This window comes from Vibrio viridaestus (genome assembly GCF_003856525.1).
Lineage (GTDB): Bacteria > Pseudomonadota > Gammaproteobacteria > Enterobacterales > Vibrionaceae > Vibrio > Vibrio viridaestus.
In genome coordinates, this window is record NZ_RJVQ01000003.1 from 531794 (window position 1) to 552985 (window position 21192).

The 21192-nt window shown below is 39.1% G+C and carries 20 protein-coding genes; 7 read left to right on the forward strand and 13 right to left on the reverse strand.

Going from position 1 to position 21192, the window contains the following annotated elements; all coding sequences use genetic code 11:
• Window positions 1-30: 30 nt before the first annotated feature.
• The 3 genes from EES38_RS09995 to EES38_RS10005 form a co-directional block, all read right to left on the reverse strand.
• Window positions 31-1746, reverse strand: a complete 1716-nt coding sequence (locus EES38_RS09995) for an ATP-binding protein (RefSeq protein ID WP_124937037.1) — start codon at window positions 1744-1746, stop codon at window positions 31-33.
• A gap of 4 nt (window positions 1747-1750) precedes the next feature.
• Window positions 1751-2869 carry an FIST signal transduction protein gene (locus tag EES38_RS10000; RefSeq protein WP_243694183.1) on the reverse strand — a complete coding sequence of 373 codons (1119 nt, stop codon included), beginning with the start codon at window positions 2867-2869 and terminating at the stop codon, window positions 1751-1753.
• A gap of 153 nt (window positions 2870-3022) precedes the next feature.
• Window positions 3023-3400 (reverse strand): hypothetical protein, encoded by a 378-nt coding sequence (locus EES38_RS10005; protein WP_124937039.1) that lies wholly within the window; start codon window positions 3398-3400, stop codon window positions 3023-3025.
• 249 nt (window positions 3401-3649) lie between these two features.
• On the opposite strand from EES38_RS10005, the gene fnr reads away from it, so the two are divergent.
• Together fnr and uspE are read left to right on the forward strand one after the other, a co-directional pair.
• Complete coding sequence (gene fnr, locus EES38_RS10010) at window positions 3650-4393, forward strand: fumarate/nitrate reduction transcriptional regulator Fnr (protein ID WP_124937040.1); 744 nt, start codon at window positions 3650-3652, stop codon at window positions 4391-4393.
• 138 nt (window positions 4394-4531) lie between these two features.
• Window positions 4532-5482 carry a universal stress protein UspE gene (gene uspE / locus EES38_RS10015; protein WP_124937041.1) on the forward strand — a complete coding sequence of 317 codons (951 nt, stop codon included), beginning with the start codon at window positions 4532-4534 and terminating at the stop codon, window positions 5480-5482.
• 48 nt (window positions 5483-5530) lie between these two features.
• Here uspE and ttcA read toward each other — a convergent pair whose 3' ends face one another.
• The 3 genes from ttcA to EES38_RS10030 all read right to left on the reverse strand — a co-directional run bounded on the left by ttcA (window position 5531) and on the right by EES38_RS10030 (window position 8152).
• Window positions 5531-6424 (reverse strand): tRNA 2-thiocytidine(32) synthetase TtcA, encoded by an 894-nt coding sequence (ttcA, locus tag EES38_RS10020; RefSeq protein WP_124937042.1) that lies wholly within the window; start codon window positions 6422-6424, stop codon window positions 5531-5533.
• Window positions 6425-6570: 146 nt separating this feature from the next.
• Window positions 6571-7374 (reverse strand): glucosaminidase domain-containing protein, encoded by an 804-nt coding sequence (locus tag EES38_RS10025; RefSeq protein WP_124937043.1) that lies wholly within the window; start codon window positions 7372-7374, stop codon window positions 6571-6573.
• Window positions 7367-8152, reverse strand: a complete 786-nt coding sequence (locus EES38_RS10030; protein WP_124937044.1) for a DUF2189 domain-containing protein — start codon at window positions 8150-8152, stop codon at window positions 7367-7369. The genes EES38_RS10025 and EES38_RS10030 overlap by 8 nt, the downstream gene beginning before the upstream one ends.
• A gap of 322 nt (window positions 8153-8474) precedes the next feature.
• Here EES38_RS10030 and potA point away from each other — a divergent pair, with 322 nt between their 5' ends.
• From potA to EES38_RS10050, 4 genes are all read left to right on the forward strand, one after another.
• A complete protein-coding gene (gene potA / locus EES38_RS10035; RefSeq protein ID WP_124937045.1) occupies window positions 8475-9602 on the forward strand; it encodes a spermidine/putrescine ABC transporter ATP-binding protein PotA in 1128 nt (375 codons plus the stop codon).
• Entirely contained in the window at window positions 9589-10455 is an 867-nt protein-coding gene (potB, locus tag EES38_RS10040; protein WP_124937046.1) for a spermidine/putrescine ABC transporter permease PotB, read from the forward strand. The genes potA and potB overlap by 14 nt, the downstream gene beginning before the upstream one ends.
• Window positions 10455-11222, forward strand: coding sequence for a spermidine/putrescine ABC transporter permease PotC (gene potC, locus EES38_RS10045; RefSeq protein WP_124937047.1), 768 nt, complete (start codon window positions 10455-10457; stop codon window positions 11220-11222). The genes potB and potC overlap by 1 nt, the downstream gene beginning before the upstream one ends.
• A gap of 225 nt (window positions 11223-11447) precedes the next feature.
• Window positions 11448-12485 carry an extracellular solute-binding protein gene (locus tag EES38_RS10050; protein WP_124937048.1) on the forward strand — a complete coding sequence of 346 codons (1038 nt, stop codon included), beginning with the start codon at window positions 11448-11450 and terminating at the stop codon, window positions 12483-12485.
• A 58-nt stretch (window positions 12486-12543) separates the two neighbouring features.
• Here EES38_RS10050 and cobB read toward each other — a convergent pair whose 3' ends face one another.
• The 5 genes from cobB to EES38_RS10075 form a co-directional block, all read right to left on the reverse strand.
• Entirely contained in the window at window positions 12544-13263 is a 720-nt protein-coding gene (gene cobB / locus EES38_RS10055) for a Sir2 family NAD+-dependent deacetylase (RefSeq protein WP_124937049.1), read from the reverse strand.
• A 140-nt stretch (window positions 13264-13403) separates the two neighbouring features.
• Complete coding sequence (locus EES38_RS10060; RefSeq protein ID WP_124937050.1) at window positions 13404-14627, reverse strand: ammonium transporter; 1224 nt, start codon at window positions 14625-14627, stop codon at window positions 13404-13406.
• Between the two features lie 360 nt (window positions 14628-14987).
• Window positions 14988-15383: a DUF3305 domain-containing protein gene (locus tag EES38_RS10065; protein ID WP_124937051.1), complete on the reverse strand. Its 396-nt coding sequence runs from the start codon at window positions 15381-15383 to the stop codon at window positions 14988-14990.
• 136 nt (window positions 15384-15519) lie between these two features.
• Window positions 15520-17550 carry a sensor histidine kinase gene (locus EES38_RS10070; RefSeq protein WP_124937052.1) on the reverse strand — a complete coding sequence of 677 codons (2031 nt, stop codon included), beginning with the start codon at window positions 17548-17550 and terminating at the stop codon, window positions 15520-15522.
• Window positions 17543-18961: a sigma-54-dependent transcriptional regulator gene (locus tag EES38_RS10075; RefSeq protein WP_124937053.1), complete on the reverse strand. Its 1419-nt coding sequence runs from the start codon at window positions 18959-18961 to the stop codon at window positions 17543-17545. The genes EES38_RS10070 and EES38_RS10075 overlap by 8 nt, the downstream gene beginning before the upstream one ends.
• A 202-nt stretch (window positions 18962-19163) precedes the next feature.
• Between EES38_RS10075 and EES38_RS10080 the strand changes: the two genes are divergently transcribed.
• A complete protein-coding gene (locus EES38_RS10080; protein WP_124937054.1) occupies window positions 19164-19421 on the forward strand; it encodes a DUF2960 family protein in 258 nt (85 codons plus the stop codon).
• A gap of 23 nt (window positions 19422-19444) precedes the next feature.
• Here EES38_RS10080 and nagK read toward each other — a convergent pair whose 3' ends face one another.
• Complete coding sequence (gene nagK, locus EES38_RS10085; protein ID WP_124937055.1) at window positions 19445-20356, reverse strand: N-acetylglucosamine kinase; 912 nt, start codon at window positions 20354-20356, stop codon at window positions 19445-19447.
• Window positions 20357-20444: 88 nt separating this feature from the next.
• Window positions 20445-21176, reverse strand: coding sequence for a tRNA-uridine aminocarboxypropyltransferase (locus EES38_RS10090; protein ID WP_124937203.1), 732 nt, complete (start codon window positions 21174-21176; stop codon window positions 20445-20447).
• Window positions 21177-21192 lie beyond the last annotated feature (16 nt).

A 21192-nucleotide genomic window follows, 5' to 3' on the forward strand; every position in this document is an offset into this window, starting at 1 on the left:
TTTGAGATATAGATGGGCCTTAGCGCCCATCTACAAATCAAGATATTCACTCAGAACATTAAATAACTGTTTTTTCCTTGCTGGCTTCATGACTACATCGTTGAAACCTGAATTAAGGTAGCGCGACTTTTCGTTTGTTATGGAATGGGCTGTTAATGCAATAATGGGTATGGTCATACCTCGCTCTCGAATCTGTTTGGTTGCCTCGAATCCGTCCATTAATGGCATAGAAATATCCATGAAAACAAGATCAAATACTTGATGGTCGAGTATTTCCAGAGCGTCAACTCCATTGTTTGCTATCTCAACGCTCAGACCCAATTGATTTAATAATAGTTTTATTACCATCTGGTTCGTTGGAGTGTCTTCCACAACTAAAATTCTTGGTTGATTCTGTTTTTGGCTCGTTATTTTATCCGATAATTCGCCTTCCACTGTCGGCTTTTTTCTTCGGCTGACTAGCGGGATTGTTAGCTCAAATTCTGTTCCCACACCAGGATTCGACGTGAGCGATATCTTGCCATGCATTAAATCAACAAGTCGTTTAGTAATAGTTAATCCAAGGCCTGTTCCACCAAACTGTCGTTTATTCCCATTTTCAACCTGAAAAAATGGACTATAGAGTCTATCTATTCGGTCCTTATCAATACCGATACCTGTGTCCTTCACTCTGACAGTGAGTTGGTCTAGTGAAGCTTGAATTAAAAGGTTAACGGATCCCTTTTCTGTAAACTTCACCGCATTTCCGACCAGATTGGAGATAATCTGTACGACTCGGACAGAATCAACGTAGAAGGAGTGATTTTCATAGACATTGATACTTTGGAAAAAATCGATTCCTTTTGTTTCGGCCATTACTCGATAATAGTCAAAAGCATGGGTCAATTTAGCATTAAGTTGAGTCCATTCACGATTGAGTTGAAAATGGCCGGATTCGATTTTACTCAGATCAAGTATGTCACTAATAATTGCGTGTAGCAGTTCAGCGGATCCTTCCATCTTTTCCAATAATAATTGTTGTTCCGGAGATGAGTTTTCTCGCATAACATCAACAATTCCAAGAACTGCACTTAATGGCGTACGTATCTCATGACTCATCATAGCAAGGAACTCAGATTTAGCATGGCTTGCCTTTTCGGCTGCCAATCTTGCTTCCTGCAGCTCGTGAGTTCTTACTTCTACTAAGCGTTGAAGTTCTTCTTTTAACTCAATATCTATGATTGCACGCTCAAGTAGCGGTCTGAATCGAGAGAGCGTTTGTTTTGTATCAACACTAAACTTTCCGGAATGATGACCAATCATTAAAAGAATGAGATCACTTACCTGCCCTTTGATGCCAGTAATTAAAACGGTATTGATAAGCTGCTTCAAGCATGGACTAAGGCGACAGAATTCTTCTAATGAGGAGGTTTCATAGAGAAGAATAGACTCTCCCTGCAAAACACGGACAAACTTATCGCCGTGATTCCATTTTTTGCCTACGAAAAGGTTATTCGACGACAAAAACGTCTCATAGTCAGTATTGTTTTTACCTTTCGAGATAACCACGAAGTCATCGAAAGGGATATATTTAGCTATCACTCGATTGAGTTCATCAAAGATCTGATATTTGTTTTCAGCAGTACTCAAAGATGATAGCGAAGCGAGAATGACACGATTTTCTTCGGCTAACCGTGCTTCTCTTTCTTTACTCTGTTTCAACTCAAGTAAAGTTTCTGTTAAGGCTTCAAAACCATCTAATTGCATAATATTACTCGGATTTATAAAAAATAACGGCTGATATCATCAAGTTGCCGTGGGCGTTTTGACCACCAGTAAATCGTCCTTGCTCTCCATATGTGAACGGACAAATAAACGATTTACCGGGTAATTGCTGTATTACGTTTTCATGAACCCGGTTGATATCATCACCTAATCTCAGCATTGCGCCCGCACAGAAAATCATAATCGCTCCCAAAGGTAAAGATCTCGCGTAATTTTTAGCGTTTGCTTCTTTAATCACTCTAGACGCACGGGTAATTAATTGTTCTTTATGACCAGTCATTAAGGTGATTTCTTCACCTTCATACACGTTAGCGAAGACTTCCAATGCGCCATCATTTTTTACCTGTATGGGATGAGTGAGCTTGTAATATGGCTGATCGTACAAATCTCCAACAATTCGCCCTAATGGATAGCTCGTCACATTCTCAAAACTAAACTCGTCATCGATCTGAATCCCGGAATGATCACCAACCCACTCTTTATAAATATCTTTCGCTGGCTCGCCATCTATCTCGTAGATACTTCTGCCATTGCATTTTGTTATTCGTCCGACAAATTCAGTTGGAGAGTAACCTGCGCTTAAACCTGAAGAAACAGCGCTTGAAGGGAAAAGTAAGGAAACGACGATACCATTACTAGAAACGGCTTTATCTGAAATAACCGACCACTGCCCAGACAGCGAAGTATCTGCAGAACTACCGCCAATAATAGGCACGAGAGTTCCAAACATTTTATCCATTCTCTCTATAATTTCCTCTTCCTTACCCGGAGTAGAATGAAGAATAATCAGGCTAGGGATCTCACCTTCTCTCTTCGCTGAGCAAAGGGCTTGTTTTACTGCAAAATCGGTAGCGTCACATACAGAATCAAACTTCGAAAATTCAGCGCTTCCGGTTCCATATGAACTAATGCCACTGTCTGAAATAGCTAGTAATCCCATGGCGGGCGCCGCAAAGTAACCTTGGTCGGTCATAACACCGGCACAAGACGTACAACCGATATAAGGTATGTTGGAAATTTTTTTAGAAAGAGATGAATACATCTGTTCAGATGAATAGTTATCTGTAAAGTAAATCACATATGTTGATAGTGCTGAGATATCAATACCTTCCACCAACTCATCTATGGCTTTTTCTATATCACAGTGTTGAGAAATTTTTGAAATGATATGCATGGACTATATAGCTAGCAACAATAAGTAATCAGTTTTATACATGATAAAAGTTAATGGGAGAATGTTACAGGTCACGCTTGTGTATTATTTTTGCGATTTTGGTAACTCTAGTTGCAATGTTTTTCCATTTAAAGTCACAGCAACAACGTTTCCAAGCGGCTCTTCACGATGATATACCATTTCTTTATCTGTGGATTTTATCAGTATAAATGTTGGATTAAATTCAACAGATAGATTAGTCTTAGGCGACTTTTTAGCAATTGTTATGTAACTTGCCCCACTTTCAGTGACAAGTTGTATGTTGGTTTGCTGAAACGTAACAGAGCATTGGGCTCTTTTCTCACATTGGTAATCGTTGTTATCGGAATGAGAGTATGTTCGCCAAAAAAATGCAACGATCAAGATAACCATGATGATTGAGATATGAATGAGTTTTTGAGGTGTCAGTTTTTCTGCTGGCATAATATTCTCTTGTTACGTAGATCAAACTTTTTGGCAATTAATCGCGCATCATATATAAATTTTCGCTAGTCTACGCGCTTTTGATCGCTTGTGCTCTGTTTTGTTTATTCAGGGAGAAGATTTTAGCTAATTGTAGAACAAAAACTATTAGCTATTTATCTAGTTGAATAGCATCGTGTTTTTTTCACTATGCTTTATTATTAAGGAATGGTAAAATATTGATGTATATCAATATAGTGAAAGGTTATTATGATTTCTGATAAGCCAGCCGGAAAACGTGTCCAATCAGGGGGTTGTGCAATACACTGCCAGGATTGCAGTATTAGCCAACTGTGTATTCCTTTTACCCTAAATGAATCTGAACTTGATCAACTTGATGAGATCATCGAACGTAAAAAGCCAATCCAAAAAGGACAAGAGCTTTTTAAAGCTGGAGATGATTTACGTTCTTTGTATGCTATTCGTTCAGGAACTATCAAAAGCTATACGATTACAGAGCAAGGTGATGAGCAAATCACTGCGTTCCACTTGGCTGGTGATTTAGTAGGTTTTGATGCAATTACCGGTGATTCTCACCCTAGTTTCGCTCAAGCCTTAGAAACATCAATGGTATGTGAAATACCTTATGAAATACTTGATGATCTATCGGGTAAAATGCCAAAGCTTCGTCAGCAGATCATGCGTTTGATGAGTAATGAAATTAAAGGCGATCAGGAAATGATTTTACTGCTTTCTAAGAAGAATGCAGAAGAGCGCTTAGCGGCCTTCCTGTTTAATTTGTCGACTCGTTTCTCTCAACGTGGTTTTAGTCCAAGAGAGTTCCGTCTTACAATGACTCGTGGAGATATTGGCAATTACTTAGGCCTCACTGTTGAGACCATTAGTCGTTTGCTCGGACGCTTCCAAAAGTCTGAAATTTTAAGTGTTAAAGGTAAGTACATTACCATACTTGATCACGACGCATTAATGGAACTAGCAGGCGTAACCGAATAATTCCAAAAGAATTTTGATGATGTGGTGCTTTATTTAGTACCACATCATATTTTTTGCACAAAGTTTACCCTACTTCTCATAATCCCCTCTCATTTAAGCTAAAGTTGTAATGTCACCCTAGAAAATCCGGAGTACAGGATGAGCATATACAACAGTATTTTAGTCGTAGCCGATATCAACCGTGATGAACAACCCGCACTAGCCAGAGCGATGCACCTTGCAGCAAAAAGCAAGAGTAAAAGTCGCATTACTTTGTTCATGTCCATATATGACTTTTCGTACGATATGACGTCTATGCTTTCTTCTGACGAACGAGAAGCGATGAGAGGCGGTGTAATTTATCAGCGGAAACTTTGGTTGGAAAAAATATCCCAATCTTATCTATTAGATGGGATCGACTTTGACATTAAAGTCGTTTGGCACCACAGACCTTATGAGGCAATCATTTCGGAGGTCTTTTCAGGTGAATACGACATCTTAATAAAAGCAACACGAAAACACGATACGCTTGAATCTGCTATTTTTACGCCTACGGATTGGCACTTGTTACGAAAATGCCCTTGTCCAGTGTTGTTAGTAAAAAATGCAGAATGGCCGCAACATAGTAAAATATTGGCATCGGTTCATGTCGGTTCAGAGGAAGAAACACACCACGCGCTCAATAATAAAATCGTCGACCAGCTGCTCGAAATTTGTCGTCGATTCGATTCGTCCCCTTACCTCGTAAGTGCATCACCCTATACTCCTGCTAATATCGCCGTTGAAGTACCGGAGTTTGATGCTCTTTCATATTCTGAAGCGATTCGTAGCCATTATCTGACTCAAATGAAGATGTTGAGACAAAACTTTGGCATTGATGATGAAAATACGACAGTGGAAGAAGGATTACCTGAGGAAGTGATTCCTCGTGTTGCAAATGACCTACATGCTTCAATGGTAATAATAGGTACCACTGGAAGAACAGGATTATCTGCCGTATTTATTGGTAATACGGCTGAAAGCGTAATAGACAAGCTGACTTGTGATGTATTAGCCCTAAAACCCAATGGGTATATTAGTCCACTGGACCCAAATAATAAATCAAGTTAACAACAGACTTGTAGTGGTGTCATTTTCGACACCACTATTTTCTACGACTTAAACGTTTGTTACATCGATGAATAAAGACTCATCGATATTCGTTGAAGAAACGGTTGCTTCACTAAATGCATATTCGTCTCGCTCACCATCGCGATCTAATGGTAGGTTTTCAAAGTCAAAAAGAGCTCTGTCGGCTAACTGACTTGGACTGACATTTTGAATGGACTTAAATATCGCTTCTACTCTTCCTGGCGTCTTTTTATCCCAACCAATCAACATTGATTTAATAGCCTGGCGTTGTAGATTTTCCTGTGAACCACACAGGTTACACGGAATAATCGGAAACTGCTTATGGTCTGCATATTTGATGAGATCTTTTTCTCGGCAGTACGTTAAAGGTCTTATTACCACATTACGACCATCATCTGATCTTAGCTTTGGTGGCATAGCTTTAAGACGTGAACCATGAAACATATTGAGGAAAAGCGTTTCTACAATATCATCCATATGGTGACCGAGTGCTATTTTCGTTGCTCCAATCTTCTCTGCGAACGAATACAGGGTTCCACGTCGAAGTCTGGAACATAAACCACATGTGGTTTTTCCTTCGGGTACTTTTTCTTTAACGACAGAGTAAGTATCTTTATCAACGATGTAATATGGTATATCAAGACTCTCAAAGTACTCAGGTAATATATGCTCAGGAAAACCCGGTTGTTTCTGATCCAAATTCACCGCAACAACATCGAATTTAATGGGTGCTGCTTTTTTTAGATTAAGAAGAATATCCAGCATTGCAAATGAGTCTTTACCCCCACTAATACAAGCCATGACCAAGTCATTTTCTTCGATCATATTAAAGTCGGTAATCGCATTACCAACATTTCTTCTTAAGCGCTTATGTAGCTTATTAAATTCTAACGTTTCTTTACGCGTATCTGTTTGGTTCATTACTTTATCTCATACTACTGATTCGAGTTCAGCCATCAGTCAGGTTTTCCGCAGGGCGAGGATTATACGGGCTTTTCTGTCAGGTTTAAACAGAGGGATTAAAACCGATTTACCTTGCCTGATAAATCGGTTTTGGGATAGTTGAACTAATTTAGTGGTTTCCAGTATTTGCTATTATGATCGAGCATCGTTTGGATAATATCAACGTATCGTTGACCTTTCTCTGAATAATTGACTAATCCATTGGTAAGGTCATAAGCGGCTTTAGCCGTTAACATAGTTTTTCCATTGGCTCTGCGGGTCGCTCTGATTTTACGTAGGTCTTCGTACGCATCATTGCGATTGACGTTGAGAAAATAGTAATGAATAGAACGTTGAACCGATGAAAACTTTGCTACTTCGTGAGTCATTCCATCCCCTCTAGCCAAGGGAACCAATCCACACCCTTCGGTATAACACCATTGACCGAAATAATTGTTTCCGTCTCTGGCAAATCGGGATGTTCCCCAAGCAGACTCATTCGCTGCCTGTATGAGCACAAGTGGGATAGGCAACACGTCTACCTTTTCAAGTAATCCATTAAACCAGGCTGGTGTTATATCACCCTCTTCTGGCCAATCGACTCGATACCGCTTAGCAAACTTCTTTAGAGTGTCTTTGTCCTCGTTATTTAGAGAGTCTTGTCCTTTTAAAGCAATAATTCTCTCTCTTTCTAAAGCTATTAAGCTATTCTCATACTCGATTCCCGGAATGAGATAGGAAAAAAACTTCTTTTTCCGTTCGCTTATTTTTTTTATTGCTTTGAAATCTGGTGCTGGACCTACTTTATCTCCCTTTACAACTAGGTCTACATCTTCAGATGTGTCATTTATGCTTTTGATATATTGGATAAAGCTACACCCAACTAAAACTGTTGAGCAAATAGTATAAATAAGCCAATGTTTACGCATTAAATACCTTTGTTGATTTGTCGTTTGAAGTGGAAACTATAGTCAGCTTAATGCCGAACATATTGCGGTAAAGAATTCCCTTCACGTGAAGGAAAAACGGTAATACGAAAATCAGACCAATTCCGTAGAATGCAAATGCCATAACGAATAAAGCGGCACAAACGGCGTAGATAGCAAACAATTGGAATAACTTCTTGTTTGTTGCTCTTATAGATACCCACATAGCTTGAAAGATACCCATTCTCTTCTCACATATTAGTAAAATGGAATGGCTTAAAGCGATAGAAAAGTATATAGAAAGAACAGAAAACAGCTGACTTGATACGGCCTGAAGAATCAGACTTAGCATAGTAAATAAGATGACTGAAATCGTAAATTGCAGCCCTTTTCCAATGAAACTGGTTCCGGTTTTAAGGCCTGCTGCGTGACTCATCGCCATCAAACAAACACCCGCATATATAGGAGCACTTACTACTTCATAGGTAAAGTTAGCAATATAAAATGACCAAACTAAATTTGGAGTTAGCAAATTAGGATCGCTCACAACCTGCAGGTAAACGGTTAAATCCGGCACCTGTAGTTTTAGCGCGGTATAAAAAATAGCAGCTTGCAACAGTACCAAAAGAACGACTGCTGGGGTGAAAGATACAAAATGTTTTACCGTTACTTTGAATGCTTCACTCAATATCTCATGAATGCTTAGCTTATAATCACCACTGAGTGCGCGGTCTACACTGCCACCTAAATTAAAGTCTTTTTCTAAGTCGTTGTTACTCATAACATCCTAATGCCACATCACTCGTTTCAGCTGGGCTCAAATCTAATAAAGGATCTATTATAGCGAATTTATCGTAAACCCGAAATTAGACATCTTGTTGCAAAACATGAATGAAAAAGTTTCGACCCATTTATGTAGGTTATTCTCATGACCCCATGATACTTTCGAGAGAAAAAAAGATTATTTTTTTATGCAAATTCTCAATAAATTTCTTTAAATGATCCTTGGGTATGATTATGATTCGCGAAATATTCTTATGTTAAGAATTAACCTTATAAGCTCTATGCAACCAAAGGGTTAGTCATTTAAATCAAGTGGAGAAATACAGACATTGACTGCATCTGAACAACAACCTCAGCCTGTCGTTAGCCTGCATAACGTAACGAAACAATTTGACGGTAAAACTATCATTGATGGTTTTAATTTAGATGTTAAGAATGGGGAATTTTTAACCATTCTTGGACCTTCTGGCTGTGGAAAAACGACAGTTTTAAGGATCATTGCTGGGTTTGAGGCTGTCGACCAAGGAACTATCACATTAGATTCAGCGGAAGTAACTGATGTGCCAGCAGAGTTGCGTCATGTTAATACCGTATTTCAGAGCTATGCCCTTTTCCCTCATATGACGGTCTTTGAAAATGTTGCTTTTGGCCTGAGGATGCAGAAGCTGCCTCAGAGTGAGATTGATACTCGCGTAATAGATGCACTTAAGATGGTTCGTCTAGAGTCTTTGGCTCAACGCAAACCGCATCAATTGTCTGGCGGTCAACAACAGCGTATTGCGATTGCCCGAGCAGTAGTAAATAAGCCTAAAGTATTGCTTCTCGATGAGTCTCTATCAGCCCTTGATTATAAACTGCGTAAAGAAATGCAGGTGGAATTAAAACAACTTCAGAGAACGTTGGGCATAACTTTCATCTTCGTTACTCACGATCAGGAAGAAGCGCTCTCGATGTCGGATCGTATTATTGTTATGAAGAATGGCAATATTGAGCAGGACGGTACTCCTAAAGAAATTTACGAGGATCCGAAGAACTTATTCGTTGCCAGCTTTATAGGCGAAATCAATGTATTTGATGCAATTGTAGTTCGTAGATTAGACGATAAGACTATTCTTGCCACGATAGAAGGTTGTGACTCTGTTCTATATTACGCTAAGAATGTTATTGAAGGACAATCACTTAAAGTACTACTTCGTCCCGAAGATTTACGTTTAGAAGAAATAAAAGCCTCTAGTGACGCCGTCACAAAAAGTATAACGGGTTCAGTCATTGATCGTACCTATAAAGGTATGACTTTAGACTCAGTGGTTGAACTTCCATCAGGTCAAAAAGTGATGATTAGCGAATTCTTTAATGAAGACGATCCAGATGTTGACCACTCAATTGGTCAGAGAGTGTCGATCACCTGGGTTGAAAGCTGGGAGGTTGTATTAGATGAACAGCAATAAGAGCAAATTCAACTTACAGAATATAATCATTACTGTAATTGTTAGCTGGCTAGTATTGTTTGTTCTCATACCTAACCTGATGATAGTGGGAACGAGCTTTCTTACGCGTGACGAAGCTAATCTCATCAGTCCAGTGTTCACATTTGAAAATTACATTAGATTGATTGACCCATTATACGCGAAAGTGGTGTTGCATTCGTTTTATATGGCATTGATCGCGACTGCAATATGCTTAGTTATCGGTTATCCCTTTGCCTACTTTGTTGCAAAAATGCCAGAGAAGTGGCGCCCTTTTATGCTGTTTCTCGTCATTGTTCCGTTTTGGACTAACTCCCTGATACGTACATATGGTCTCAAGATCGTACTAGGAACTCAGGGTGTGTTGAACAAAGGATTAATAGCAGCTGGACTTATTGATACACCTTTTCGAATCATGTACACGGAAACCGCTGTCATGATTGGTTTAGTTTATATTCTTCTGCCGTTTATGATTCTCCCTTTATATTCGTCAATAGAAAAACTAGATAACGTTTATATTGAGGCTGCTCGGGATTTGGGTGCTAACAAATTCCAAATTATTAAGCGCGTTATTTTGCCTTTAACGATGCCTGGAATTATTGGTGGATGTCTTTTAGTTTTACTGCCCGCTTTAGGTATGTTCTATATCTCCGACCTCTTGGGAGGGGCTAAAAACTTACTTATTGGGAACATCATCAAAAGTCAGGTACTTAATGCTAGAGACTGGCCGTTTGGCTCTGCGACAAGCATCGCACTGACTGTCTCCATGGCAATTATGCTTTATGCCTATTATCGGGCTGGTAAGTTACTCAATAGAAGTTCGGAGTTAGACTAATGAAGGGTTTTCGTATTTCATTTATGGGATTGGTATACGCCTTTCTATACCTTCCAATTATCGTCCTCATAGTTAACTCATTTAACGAAAATAAGTTTGGTATGAGATGGGATGGTTTTAGTACTAAGTGGTATGAAGCGCTAGTAAACAATGCGAGCCTTACTCAGGCTGCATGGCATTCTATTACAATTGCGGTATTCTCAGCGACAGCTGCAACTATTATTGGTAGTTTGACTGCAGTCGCCTTGTATCGCTATCAGTTTAAAGGAAAAAAACTGATTAATACCATGCTGTTCATTGTCATGATGTCACCAGATATCGTGATGGGCATATCTCTCTTAGCATTATTTTTGTTTATTGGGATGCATTTAGGTTTCCTATCACTTTTGATCGCCCACATTACTTTCTGTCTGCCATTTGTTGTTATAACTGTATACAGCCGACTTAATGGATTCGATGTGAAAATGTTAGAAGCCGCTAAAGATCTAGGGGCAAAAGAGTGGATTATCTTAAAACAAATCATCCTGCCACTTGCCAAACCAGCAGTCGCCTCTGGCTGGTTATTGAGTTTTACACTTTCCCTTGATGACGTGATTATCAGCTCATTTGTCACAGGGCCAACCTATGAAATTCTACCATTAAAGATATATTCCATGGTTAAAGTCGGCATTTCTCCTGAGGTAAATGCATTAGCGACAATTATGTTGATTATCTCACTCACATTAGTTGTTTTAAGCCAACTGATAGGACGTGATAAAACTAAATAAACAACACTTTGCTCCGTTCAAATATTGGTCGGAGCTTTCTTCCGTTATATTATTAAAAACAAGACAATTCTTGGAACCTACCGCCCATAATCCCGCATCTTATATGTATCAATAATGATAATTTATTCTGAAATGCTGTCGAATATTTAATTAGTTGCTATACTGCGCGCTCAAATAATAATTGCTTTGCGTTCAACGTGTTAAGCGGACGATTACGGTATCAATATGAAGAAAAATTTATTTGCGGGCGCTTTATGTGCCGCAGCGTCATTATTTGCTAGTTATAGCATGGCTGAAGATCAAGAGTTGTACTTTTATAACTGGTCAGAATATATCCCTAATGAAGTACTAGAAGACTTTACTAAAGAAACTGGCATCAAAGTTATTTATTCTACTTACGAGTCGAATGAATCAATGTACGCTAAGCTAAAAACTCAGGGAACGGGTTATGACTTAGTTGTACCTTCAACGTATTTTGTTTCAAAAATGCGTAAAGAAGGCATGCTACAGAAAATCGACAAGTCAAAACTATCTAACTTCGATGGTTTGGATCCAAACTACTTAAATAAATCTTTTGATCCAAATAATAACTACTCTATCCCTTATATTTGGGGTGCCACTGGTATTGGTGCAAACCGAGATGCTATTGACGAAACCAAGATCCATAATTGGGCTGATTTATGGGATCCTAAATGGAAAGGTCAATTACTGATGATGGATGACGCGCGTGAATTCTTCCACATTGCGTTATCTAAATTGGGCTACTCACCAAATACGACAAACCCAGATGAAATTAAAGCAGCATACGAAGAACTGAAGAAGTTGATGCCTAACGTTCTTGTTTTCAACTCCGACTTCCCTGCTAACCCATTTATTGCTGGCGAAGTAAACTTAGGGATGCTTTGGAATGGCTCTGCGTATATGGCTCGTCAGGAAGGTGCTCCTATCGATATCATTTGGCCTGAGAAAGGTGCAATCTTCTGGATGGATAGTTTAGCGATTCCAGCTGGCGCTAAAAATATCGAGGCGGCACACAAAATGATCGACTTCTTATTGCGTCCAGAAAATGCTGCAAAAATTGCTCTTGAAATTGGCTACCCTACACCAGTGAAAGCGGCATACCCATTACTTCCTAAAGAGTTTATGAACGATAAAAACATCTTCCCACCACAATCTGTACTTGATAATGGTGTTTGGCAAGATGAAGTAGGCTCAGCTAGTGCTTTATATGAAGAGTATTATCAGAAGCTACGTGTTCGTTAATTTTCAGAACAAAACGTAATTACTAATTATTTTGCGGGGCCATCAGCCCCGCTTTTTATTACGACTCTAATGCTAGGATTTCTTCAACTAACTTAGGCACTTCTATGCTCGCCTTACCATATCGTTTCTCGTCAAATTCACTTTCTGTTGCACTGGGCTCTAAATTAACTTCGATCGTGTGTGCCCCATGAAGTTTGGCATCATGGACAAAGCCGGCTGCGGGATAAACTACCCCAGAAGTTCCGATCGATATAAACAAATCTGCTTTTTCAAGGGCATGGTATATGTCACCCATCCCTATCGGCATTTCACCAAACCAAACGATATCAGGTCTTAGTTGTGAGGGAATTTGACAGCAATGGCATAAATCGCCTTCATTGAGATCGCCTAATTGTTCAAAAACTTGTCCTGATTGAGTACAACGAGCCTTTAACAATTCGCCATGCATATGGATAATGTTCTTACTCCCTCCACGTTCGTGAAGGTTATCAATATTCTGTGTTACGATTATCACTTTCGCATCTGACTCAGACTCAAGCTTACCCAGAGCAAAATGAGCAGAATTCGGTTTTATTGTGGGTGATAATAATTGTTTGCGCCGTGCGTTATAGAAGTCTTGGACGAGATCTGGATTTCGATGGTAGCCCTCTGGTGTAGCAACATCTTCTATTCGGTGGTTTTCCCACAAACCATCTTGTGAACGAAACGTTTGTATACCTGATTCGGCTGAAATCCCAGCGCCAGTTAACACAACAATTTTTCGATATGGAAACTTCATAGCTATTCCTTTAGTTGCATTTACTTAAGGTTAGCACCAATCAATATTGATCTGTAGTGCGCTGAATAAAATAAAAAAAGAGCGTAACTCTTTATAGATGTTACGCTCTTTTTTAATGATTAGATGGGACAAGCCTAATTTTAATTTTCTTCGTTCGTTGACGAAATGTAGTGTATAGAAAGATCGGCTCCTCGGAATTCTTCTTCCTCAGATAATCGTAGTCCCGTTAACTTATGCAGTGTACCGTACACAATGAACGAGCCAATAACAGCAATTAGGATACCTGTAAAAGTACCTATCACCTGAACCATCAAACTAACTCCGCCTAGACCACCGAACGATGTTTGCCCAAAAATGCCACAAGCAATCCCACCCCAGGCGCCACATAGGCCATGCAATGGCCATACTCCAAGCACATCATCAATTTTAGTTTTGTTTTGTACATAGGTGAATACCCAGATAAATAGAATGCCAGCAATACAGCCGGTGATAAGAGCACCAAATGGGTGCATTAAATCAGACCCGGCACAAACCGCAACTAACCCTGCTAATGGTCCATTATGAATGAAGCCGGGGTCATTCTTACCAGCTACCAGTGCTGCTAATATACCACCAACCATTGCTAACAATGAGTTCATGGCAACTAAGCCACTGATTCCATTGATTGCTTGAGCTGACATTACATTAAATCCAAACCAACCAACACAGAGAATCCATGCTCCTAGCGCTAGGAACGGAATGTTTGATGGTGCGAAATTGGTATGTTTCCCGGCTCTAATTCGACCTTTTCGCATTCCAAGAAAAATAACGGCAACTAAGGCTATCCATCCTCCGACACCATGGACAACGACCGAACCGGCAAAGTCGTGGAAGCTGTATTGAAATTGGTTTTGAAACCACTCCTGAAGCCCATAATTACCATTCCATATCATTCCTTCAAATAAAGGATAGACGATCCCTACAGTGAAAAACGTCGCAATAAGTATTGGGTAAAACCGGGCGCGTTCTGCAATACCTCCCGACACAATTGCAGGGATTGCAGCTGCGAACGTTAATAAAAAGAAAAATTTAACAAGGTCATAGCCATTGTTCTGACTTAATGTTTGTGCATCAGCAAAGAAATTAGCTCCATAAGCTATCCAGTAACCAATAAATAAATAGGCAATGGTTGATATACCAAAGTCCGCTATTATTTTAACCAAAGCGTTTACCTGATTTTTTTTACGCACTGTGCCAACTTCAAGAAAAGCGAAGCCAGCGTGCATGAAAAACACCATTATCGCTCCTAGTAGTAGGAATAGCGTGTCAGAGCTTTGAGTCAATGCCTCGACAGCACTCTGCACTTGATCTACAGATTGGGTCATTCTCGTTCTCTCCAAAATACAACGCACAAAATTTGTGCTATTAAAGACTAAAATCCCCATTTTGGGGCTTGTAATTTTATTTAAGGAGGTTTAGCAAAAATTGAACCATAATTGTGCTTTTGGGTTATTTTGATGCAATTATTATAACCACATGAAAATAAAGTATTTATTTTTTAATGCTAATAACTTTATGGATAATCTTAAGAACTTAAGACTACTATTGTGCACCAAAATAAAACAAAATGGATCATTGTGGTTCACTAGGGGTTGGCTTGAGTGTTTCAAAATTGTGCAATATGTATAAAAAAAGGTAACATTGCGTTACCTTTTATCGATTAAGCTATTTGAGGATAAATCCAACTAATAGGTATATTCTTTTAACCATTCCGTTACTTCATCTGGCATATCTTTAGATAGAACAAGAAACCCTTTCTCTGTAAATCGATCTGACACTCGTCGTGAAGCTGTTGCCATTAATAAGCGATCCTGTTCCCCTTCTATACTTTCGATAACAATGAAAAGTTTGGGATGCTCAGTTTTTAAATTTGCTCGATAATCCTTTTTCTCATTAGAGTAAAGATTGAGAATAACGCTTTTATTTGTAACTTTATCAGGATTTAAATTGAACCCGATAAGTTGTTTTTGCTTAGTAACCCATGCGCCGGTAATAATACTGTGATCAACAAACTCACAAGCAATAGACCATGAATTATGCGTCCTGAATGTATCACTTATTTCAAACATTGTTTGTGACATAATATACCTAAATCTTTAATCGCTCACATGCATATGAAGACATATTTCAACTTAAGGATACCGTATTAATAAAGTAACAAATGTCTCAAAAGTTAGATCACTTAGGAATTTAAAAAAGATGGATAAAGATTAACCTTTACCCATTCGATAGGCTTACGTTTACAGGAAGATAAATGGTAAATGTTGTTCCTTTACCTTGAACAGACGAAACAGTAATCTCTCCACCTATTTGATTTATAATACTATTTGATACTGCTAATCCTAGACCTGTACCATCTTTCTTCATAGAGAAGAAAGGGTCAAATATCTTGCCTAACTGATCATCAGGAATACCACACCCTTCATCGGTTATATTAACAATAACACCATTAACTGACCCATCTGTATTTATATCATCGTCCGTTGATAAGATTATTTTTCCGGTCCCTTGCATTGCATCAATTGCATTGAGTTCTAAATTAATTAAGACTTGTAACATCTGATGTTTATCAACGACAGTAGTAGTCCTTGCATTACAACGAAGTTCGAAAATAATATTCTTTTTAGCGCATCCAGTATTCGTCAATGTAATACTTTCTTCAATAATAGAATTGATATCTTGATAGATTGGCTGGTTAAGCGCCGCTGAGGGTTGTTTGCTGTATTGCAATAAACTGTGATTAATACTCTTGATGCGATCTATTTGCTCAAAAATAGTACGAATCTCATCTCCAATGTCTAAGCTTCCTCTATTTACGGCTATTTTAATTAGCTCCACGTTACCTAGTATAACGGCAACTGGATTGTTAATTTCATGCGCTATTCCAGCAGTTAAAACACCTAATGCAGCGAATTTTTCTTGTGAAACCAACTTGTTTTTTGTTTGATTGAGAAGATCAATATGATGTTCTAACTGCTTAGTTTTTATTTCTAACTTTTCAGTTCGCTCAGCAACTTTAAGTTCTAAATCAGACACAAGTCCTTTGATCTCTTTGTTTTGCTCCTCAAGGTTATCGAGCATGAAGTCGAATTGTCGAGCTAATACCGATAATTCATGGTTTTCATGCAGTCCTAAGTCGCCGATACGAGTGGTTTCGCCTAGCTTGATGCGCTTTATCACCTCTCCCATCTTCTCCAATGGTAAAAACAGTGCCGAAGATTCTTTTAGTACAAAATAGGTTGCTAAGATAAGTAATAAGAGCGCAAGCGAGAGTAAAATTGAAATACTAATAATGTATTCCTGAAGAAACGACCAGATTGAATATCCTGTATAGACAATACCAATATTATTACCATATTCGTCTTTGATAGACTGATAGCCTGCCACATACCAACCATCAACGACGTTAGCGAGGCCGAGCCATACTTTATCTTCTTTGAGCACTACTGTTGCGACTTGAACTGACACTTCAGTGCCTAGTGCTCGAGTTCCCGAGGATCTGAACTTGTTGGCATTAATCAATGGTACATTCGTTGAAACCCGGTACTTATCTAAAAAGAGCGTTACGGTTCCCAGAGATGAGTGGTTAATATGAGTAGGCGGATAGATTAAATCTCTCAACTTATCGACGATTTCACTCGAGTTATTGATAAGCACACCAGCATCTAGGTACCCAACGACATTAAAATTGACATCAACGACCGCACTGACTGTTTTTAATACCAAACCACGACTCAATGTAGCACCTGACTTCGCCAGCCGAATTTTAGACTGCTGCGATAACTTACGATCAATTTGATTTAAATCGTCAGAAGATAACACACTAAAATACGAGCCATAAGTTACATTTTGTGGACTTCTTGAGCTATCTGTTAAGGGATAGTACTGAATATAATCAACTGCATACGACGTAGTTAATGTCTTTAGAAAATCATTGATATATTTCGTATTAGCCTTTTTCCTCAACAGCTCCTGAAACCGATAGGACTGTGATATTGCATTCAGACTCGCTTCTTGAGTGGATTTTAAGAGGCCAAAACTACTTTGGGCAATTTGAAGGCGAGTCGATACATCGTGAAGCGTATTTTTCCATGTATAGCTAAACGCCCAATATAGGGTAATCCCTATTAACGCGATGACCGTTATCAGGATGGGAGCTGATGTAAACAGTAATATTCTGTATCGAGCCGAAGACGAATATTCTTTGAGCTTATCAAAAGGAAACATAGTCCGTTTAGGGTTAGACAAAGTGATTTTCCTCTTCTTCCCATTCTTTGTACTTTCTCTCTATGGTCTTACGCGACACACCAAGAACTTTTGCAGCAGCAGATTTATTTCCATCGTTGGTTTCAACTACTTTTTGAATATGGCTTTTTTCTATTTCTTTTAATGACCAATTACTGGGATACCCCTCATGTTCCACCACTTCCTTCATCGGAGGCATATGGTCACTGCTAGATACAGATAAAGTGACTTTTGTCGTATTACCCAGAGCACTATCAAGCCTTCTATTCCAATATTGTAGAGGCGATATGTTAAGTAACAAGCAACGCTCAACCAAATTTCGCAACTCTCGGGTATTCCCCGGCCATTCATAATCGTACATGTCCGTATGAAATTCACCTAACCATTGAGGTAGCGGAAGTGATAAGTCTTTACAAATGCAGCGAGTAAAGTAGATGAGCATTTCTTTTATATCTGTTTTACGCTCTCGTAATGTAGGCATTTCAATTTTTAACACCCCGAGCTTGTAATATAACTCTCCCCGAAACTTACCTGTCTCAATTAAACTTTGTACGGAATGTGTTGTTGATGCGATGATTCGTACATCTATTGGCTGTGATTGACTGGTGCCTAGCGGAGTAATTGAACGATTTTGTATGATACTAAGTAACATACCTTGTTGTTCGTAGTTAAGGTCTGTAATTTCATCGAGATATAATGTGCCGCCATTAGCGATGATGAAGAGTCCTTCCTTGTCTTTTTTTGCCGACCCCAAAAGCTCAGTTTCGATATCAACATAACCCAGAGTTGAACAGGTGACCGATACAAATGGTCCAGGTCGACCACTTAGCTTATGAATTCTTCGTGCCGCCCTCTCCTTACCACATCCCGCTTCTCCATGAATTAAAATATTCGCGTTAGACGGCGCAAATTGCTGTATGACCTGCTTAAGCTGCTTTGTTTTTTCGGAGACACCAATAATATTGGTATCAACATATTGAGATAGGTCCCTGAATAGTGCCTGTTCACTACGATGGGCAATTCGTTTATCCAAGCAGCGAAACACCGACGAAAGTATCTGTTCTAGATTAAATGGCTTTAAAATAAAGTCAGAGGCACCGAGTTTTAACGCCGAAATCGTCATCTCTACTGTCGCATAACCGGTCATAAATATAACGTCAGACTTGGTTCGGTTCTCAAAAAGTTCGTCCCACTCTAGTCCAGAACGCCCAGGTAAATTGATATCAAGTAAGATAACGTCATAATGATTTTCTTTAAAAAGATCTTCAGCTAACTCTACAGAACTCGCACAATCGATTCGGTAAAAATACTCGCTCATCGCCTTTTTTAAAAAGGTCTGTATACCTACTTCATCGTCAACAATCAGCACGGAAAATACAGCATAGTTCTTCCGATCATTAGAAATTTGGCTCATGAGTCTAAAACCCTCACTAATAGGTATTTTGGTGTATTGTTACCTACCAAAGCTCTGATGTCATTATCTAAGGAGCAGTTATTTGATTTATTACATGCTTATCAGTATGCAGTATGGAAAAATTCAGAGTTTCATTGATCTGGTTAGTGAAAAGTTGCTAGATGTTTTACAATAGCGGCTTCTACAGATAAGGATGAACGTTGTGTCCCGTACAATTTTATACACATACAAAAATGAAGAGAAAACGCTGACCTTCAGTTATGAACGTTTCCATAATATCCATGAAGCAGTTGCGAATGCCGAAGGTATAGACATTTCTGAGTATCTAAAAATGGAAGCTCAGATTGAAGCGATTTCTGATACAAAAGCCGTAAAAAATTACCGTGATAACTATTTTAGAAAGTTGGGATTTACCAAGATAACGTTAAAGCCTAAAGATAATCGTGGTATCGGAGAATAAAAAAAGGAGCATCGCTCCTTTTTTTATTCTCCGATGTTTAGGAAAGCCGCGCCCCTAACACCACCAGAATCACCATGCTTAGCCTTGAGTATTTTTGGGCAAGTCGCAACGGACAGCAGATACTGAGGTATACGTTTTGGAAGTTCATCATATAGTACATCGAAGTTAGACAAGCCTCCACCCAGTACAACCGCATGAGGGTCAAGACCAGTAAAGAGATTACCCAGACAACACGCTAGAAAATCGAGGAAAAACTCCACGAACTCACAACTGACCTTTTCATTGTTGTAATATCCGTTGATAATATCTTTGGCACTTTTCTTCTGACCATTGTGATTCTCGTAGAGCTGCTCAAAGCCTCGACCAGAGAGATAATTATCTAAACACCCTTTATTACCACATCCACACTGAAACATCGGTGCTTTCTCACCTAGTTTTAACCAAGCATCAATTGGAACTCGGATGTGGCCTAACTCTCCGGCGCAACCGTTTAAGCCAGAAAATACTTTCCCTCGGTAGGTCATACCACCGCCAAACCCAGTGCCCAAAATCAAACCTAGAACAGATGGAAAGCCTTTTAGTTCATCATCCCAAGCTTCTGATAGAGCAAAGCAGTTTGCGTCATTTTCTAATATAACGTCACGTTTCAACTGACTACTGAGGTCTTTGCCCAATGTCTTACCATTAGCACAAGGTATGTTTACCGTTAGAACTTTCCGATCGATGCTGCTTTCTGTACCGGGAAAACCAATACCTACAGAGCCTTTAACTCCAAACTGAAGATCATATTTAGTCACTAAACTTACGATTGCATTGACTAGGTCGTCATAGTTTTCTTTTGGTGTTGGCACGCGCTCAGAAGCCACTCGTTCCAAATTATTGTCGAAAGCCCCAAATTCTATTTTTGTGCCTCCGACATCAAAGCCAAAATACATTTCTTCTCTCCGTTATGCACATCGATGTTTAGTTATTAATATAACTCTATTCATCAATGAATTACAGCTTGAACGCTCTTCATAACTATCAGGTTTTAAGTTTGGTTAAATAGGCATCGAGTGAAGGCCTGCTTTGGTCTTTTTTTGCTCTTGACTTGGAAAGGAGATAAGTTTCTCTGAAAACCTGAAACCAGCTTTCTAACACGTTTCCTTCATTTATGAAGCCAGCCTCTCGAAGTACGATAGAAGAGACTTCTGCAGTAGATAAGTGTTCTTCTTTACTAGACTTACGCATGATGTATTCAGAAATCCGTTCCGGATGAATAGAAAGAACAGGCAGAGAATCCAGATAAGGTGAACGACGAAACATTCTTCTTGCTTCACGCCAACTGCCATCAAGTACGATAAATAAGGCCGTTTTCCCTTGTGGTATGTGCTTTAAATCGTGCGTACTGATAATCCTTTCTTTGTTATCAACATATTCATCGGGAAATACAACAACGGGATAAAGATTCGGATCGCTAAGCGTCATTAGTAGTGAAGAAGCGGGTTCTGTCCTAGACCATAAATGAACTTGGGTATCTTTTACAACATCTGCGATCAGTCTACCTGTATTACTGGGTTTAAAAATCTCAGTGTCAGATACTAAGAGCATGAATTTCGCTTTACTATCGATATTGGGTTGAATATCACATAGGCAAAGTGATGATTCTACCTGACAGTATGTACAGCGTTTTACTTTGGCTCCGCGCGCTATAAATGGCTTTGTTGCTTTAGAAAGTCGTTCCTGATAAACCATATGGAACTGGTGAGTCCTCATCAATCATAATACCCCA

Coding starts and splice junctions, on each gene's coding strand:
- EES38_RS09995 (WP_124937037.1), bottom strand. CDS start 1,746: ATGCAATTAGATGGTTTTGAAGCCTTAACAGAAACTTTACTTGAGTTG.
- EES38_RS10005 (WP_124937039.1), bottom strand. CDS start 3,400: ATGCCAGCAGAAAAACTGACACCTCAAAAACTCATTCATATCTCAATC.
- fnr (WP_124937040.1), top strand. CDS start 3,650: ATGATTTCTGATAAGCCAGCCGGAAAACGTGTCCAATCAGGGGGTTGT.
- uspE (WP_124937041.1), top strand. CDS start 4,532: ATGAGCATATACAACAGTATTTTAGTCGTAGCCGATATCAACCGTGAT.
- ttcA (WP_124937042.1), bottom strand. CDS start 6,424: ATGAACCAAACAGATACGCGTAAAGAAACGTTAGAATTTAATAAGCTA.
- EES38_RS10025 (WP_124937043.1), bottom strand. CDS start 7,374: ATGCGTAAACATTGGCTTATTTATACTATTTGCTCAACAGTTTTAGTT.
- EES38_RS10030 (WP_124937044.1), bottom strand. CDS start 8,152: ATGAGTAACAACGACTTAGAAAAAGACTTTAATTTAGGTGGCAGTGTA.
- potB (WP_124937046.1), top strand. CDS start 9,589: ATGAACAGCAATAAGAGCAAATTCAACTTACAGAATATAATCATTACT.
- potC (WP_124937047.1), top strand. CDS start 10,455: ATGAAGGGTTTTCGTATTTCATTTATGGGATTGGTATACGCCTTTCTA.
- EES38_RS10050 (WP_124937048.1), top strand. CDS start 11,448: ATGAAGAAAAATTTATTTGCGGGCGCTTTATGTGCCGCAGCGTCATTA.
- cobB (WP_124937049.1), bottom strand. CDS start 13,263: ATGAAGTTTCCATATCGAAAAATTGTTGTGTTAACTGGCGCTGGGATT.
- EES38_RS10060 (WP_124937050.1), bottom strand. CDS start 14,627: ATGACCCAATCTGTAGATCAAGTGCAGAGTGCTGTCGAGGCATTGACT.
- EES38_RS10065 (WP_124937051.1), bottom strand. CDS start 15,383: ATGTCACAAACAATGTTTGAAATAAGTGATACATTCAGGACGCATAAT.
- EES38_RS10075 (WP_124937053.1), bottom strand. CDS start 18,961: ATGAGCCAAATTTCTAATGATCGGAAGAACTATGCTGTATTTTCCGTG.
- nagK (WP_124937055.1), bottom strand. CDS start 20,356: ATGTATTTTGGCTTTGATGTCGGAGGCACAAAAATAGAATTTGGGGCT.
- EES38_RS10090 (WP_124937203.1), bottom strand. CDS start 21,176: ATGAGGACTCACCAGTTCCATATGGTTTATCAGGAACGACTTTCTAAA.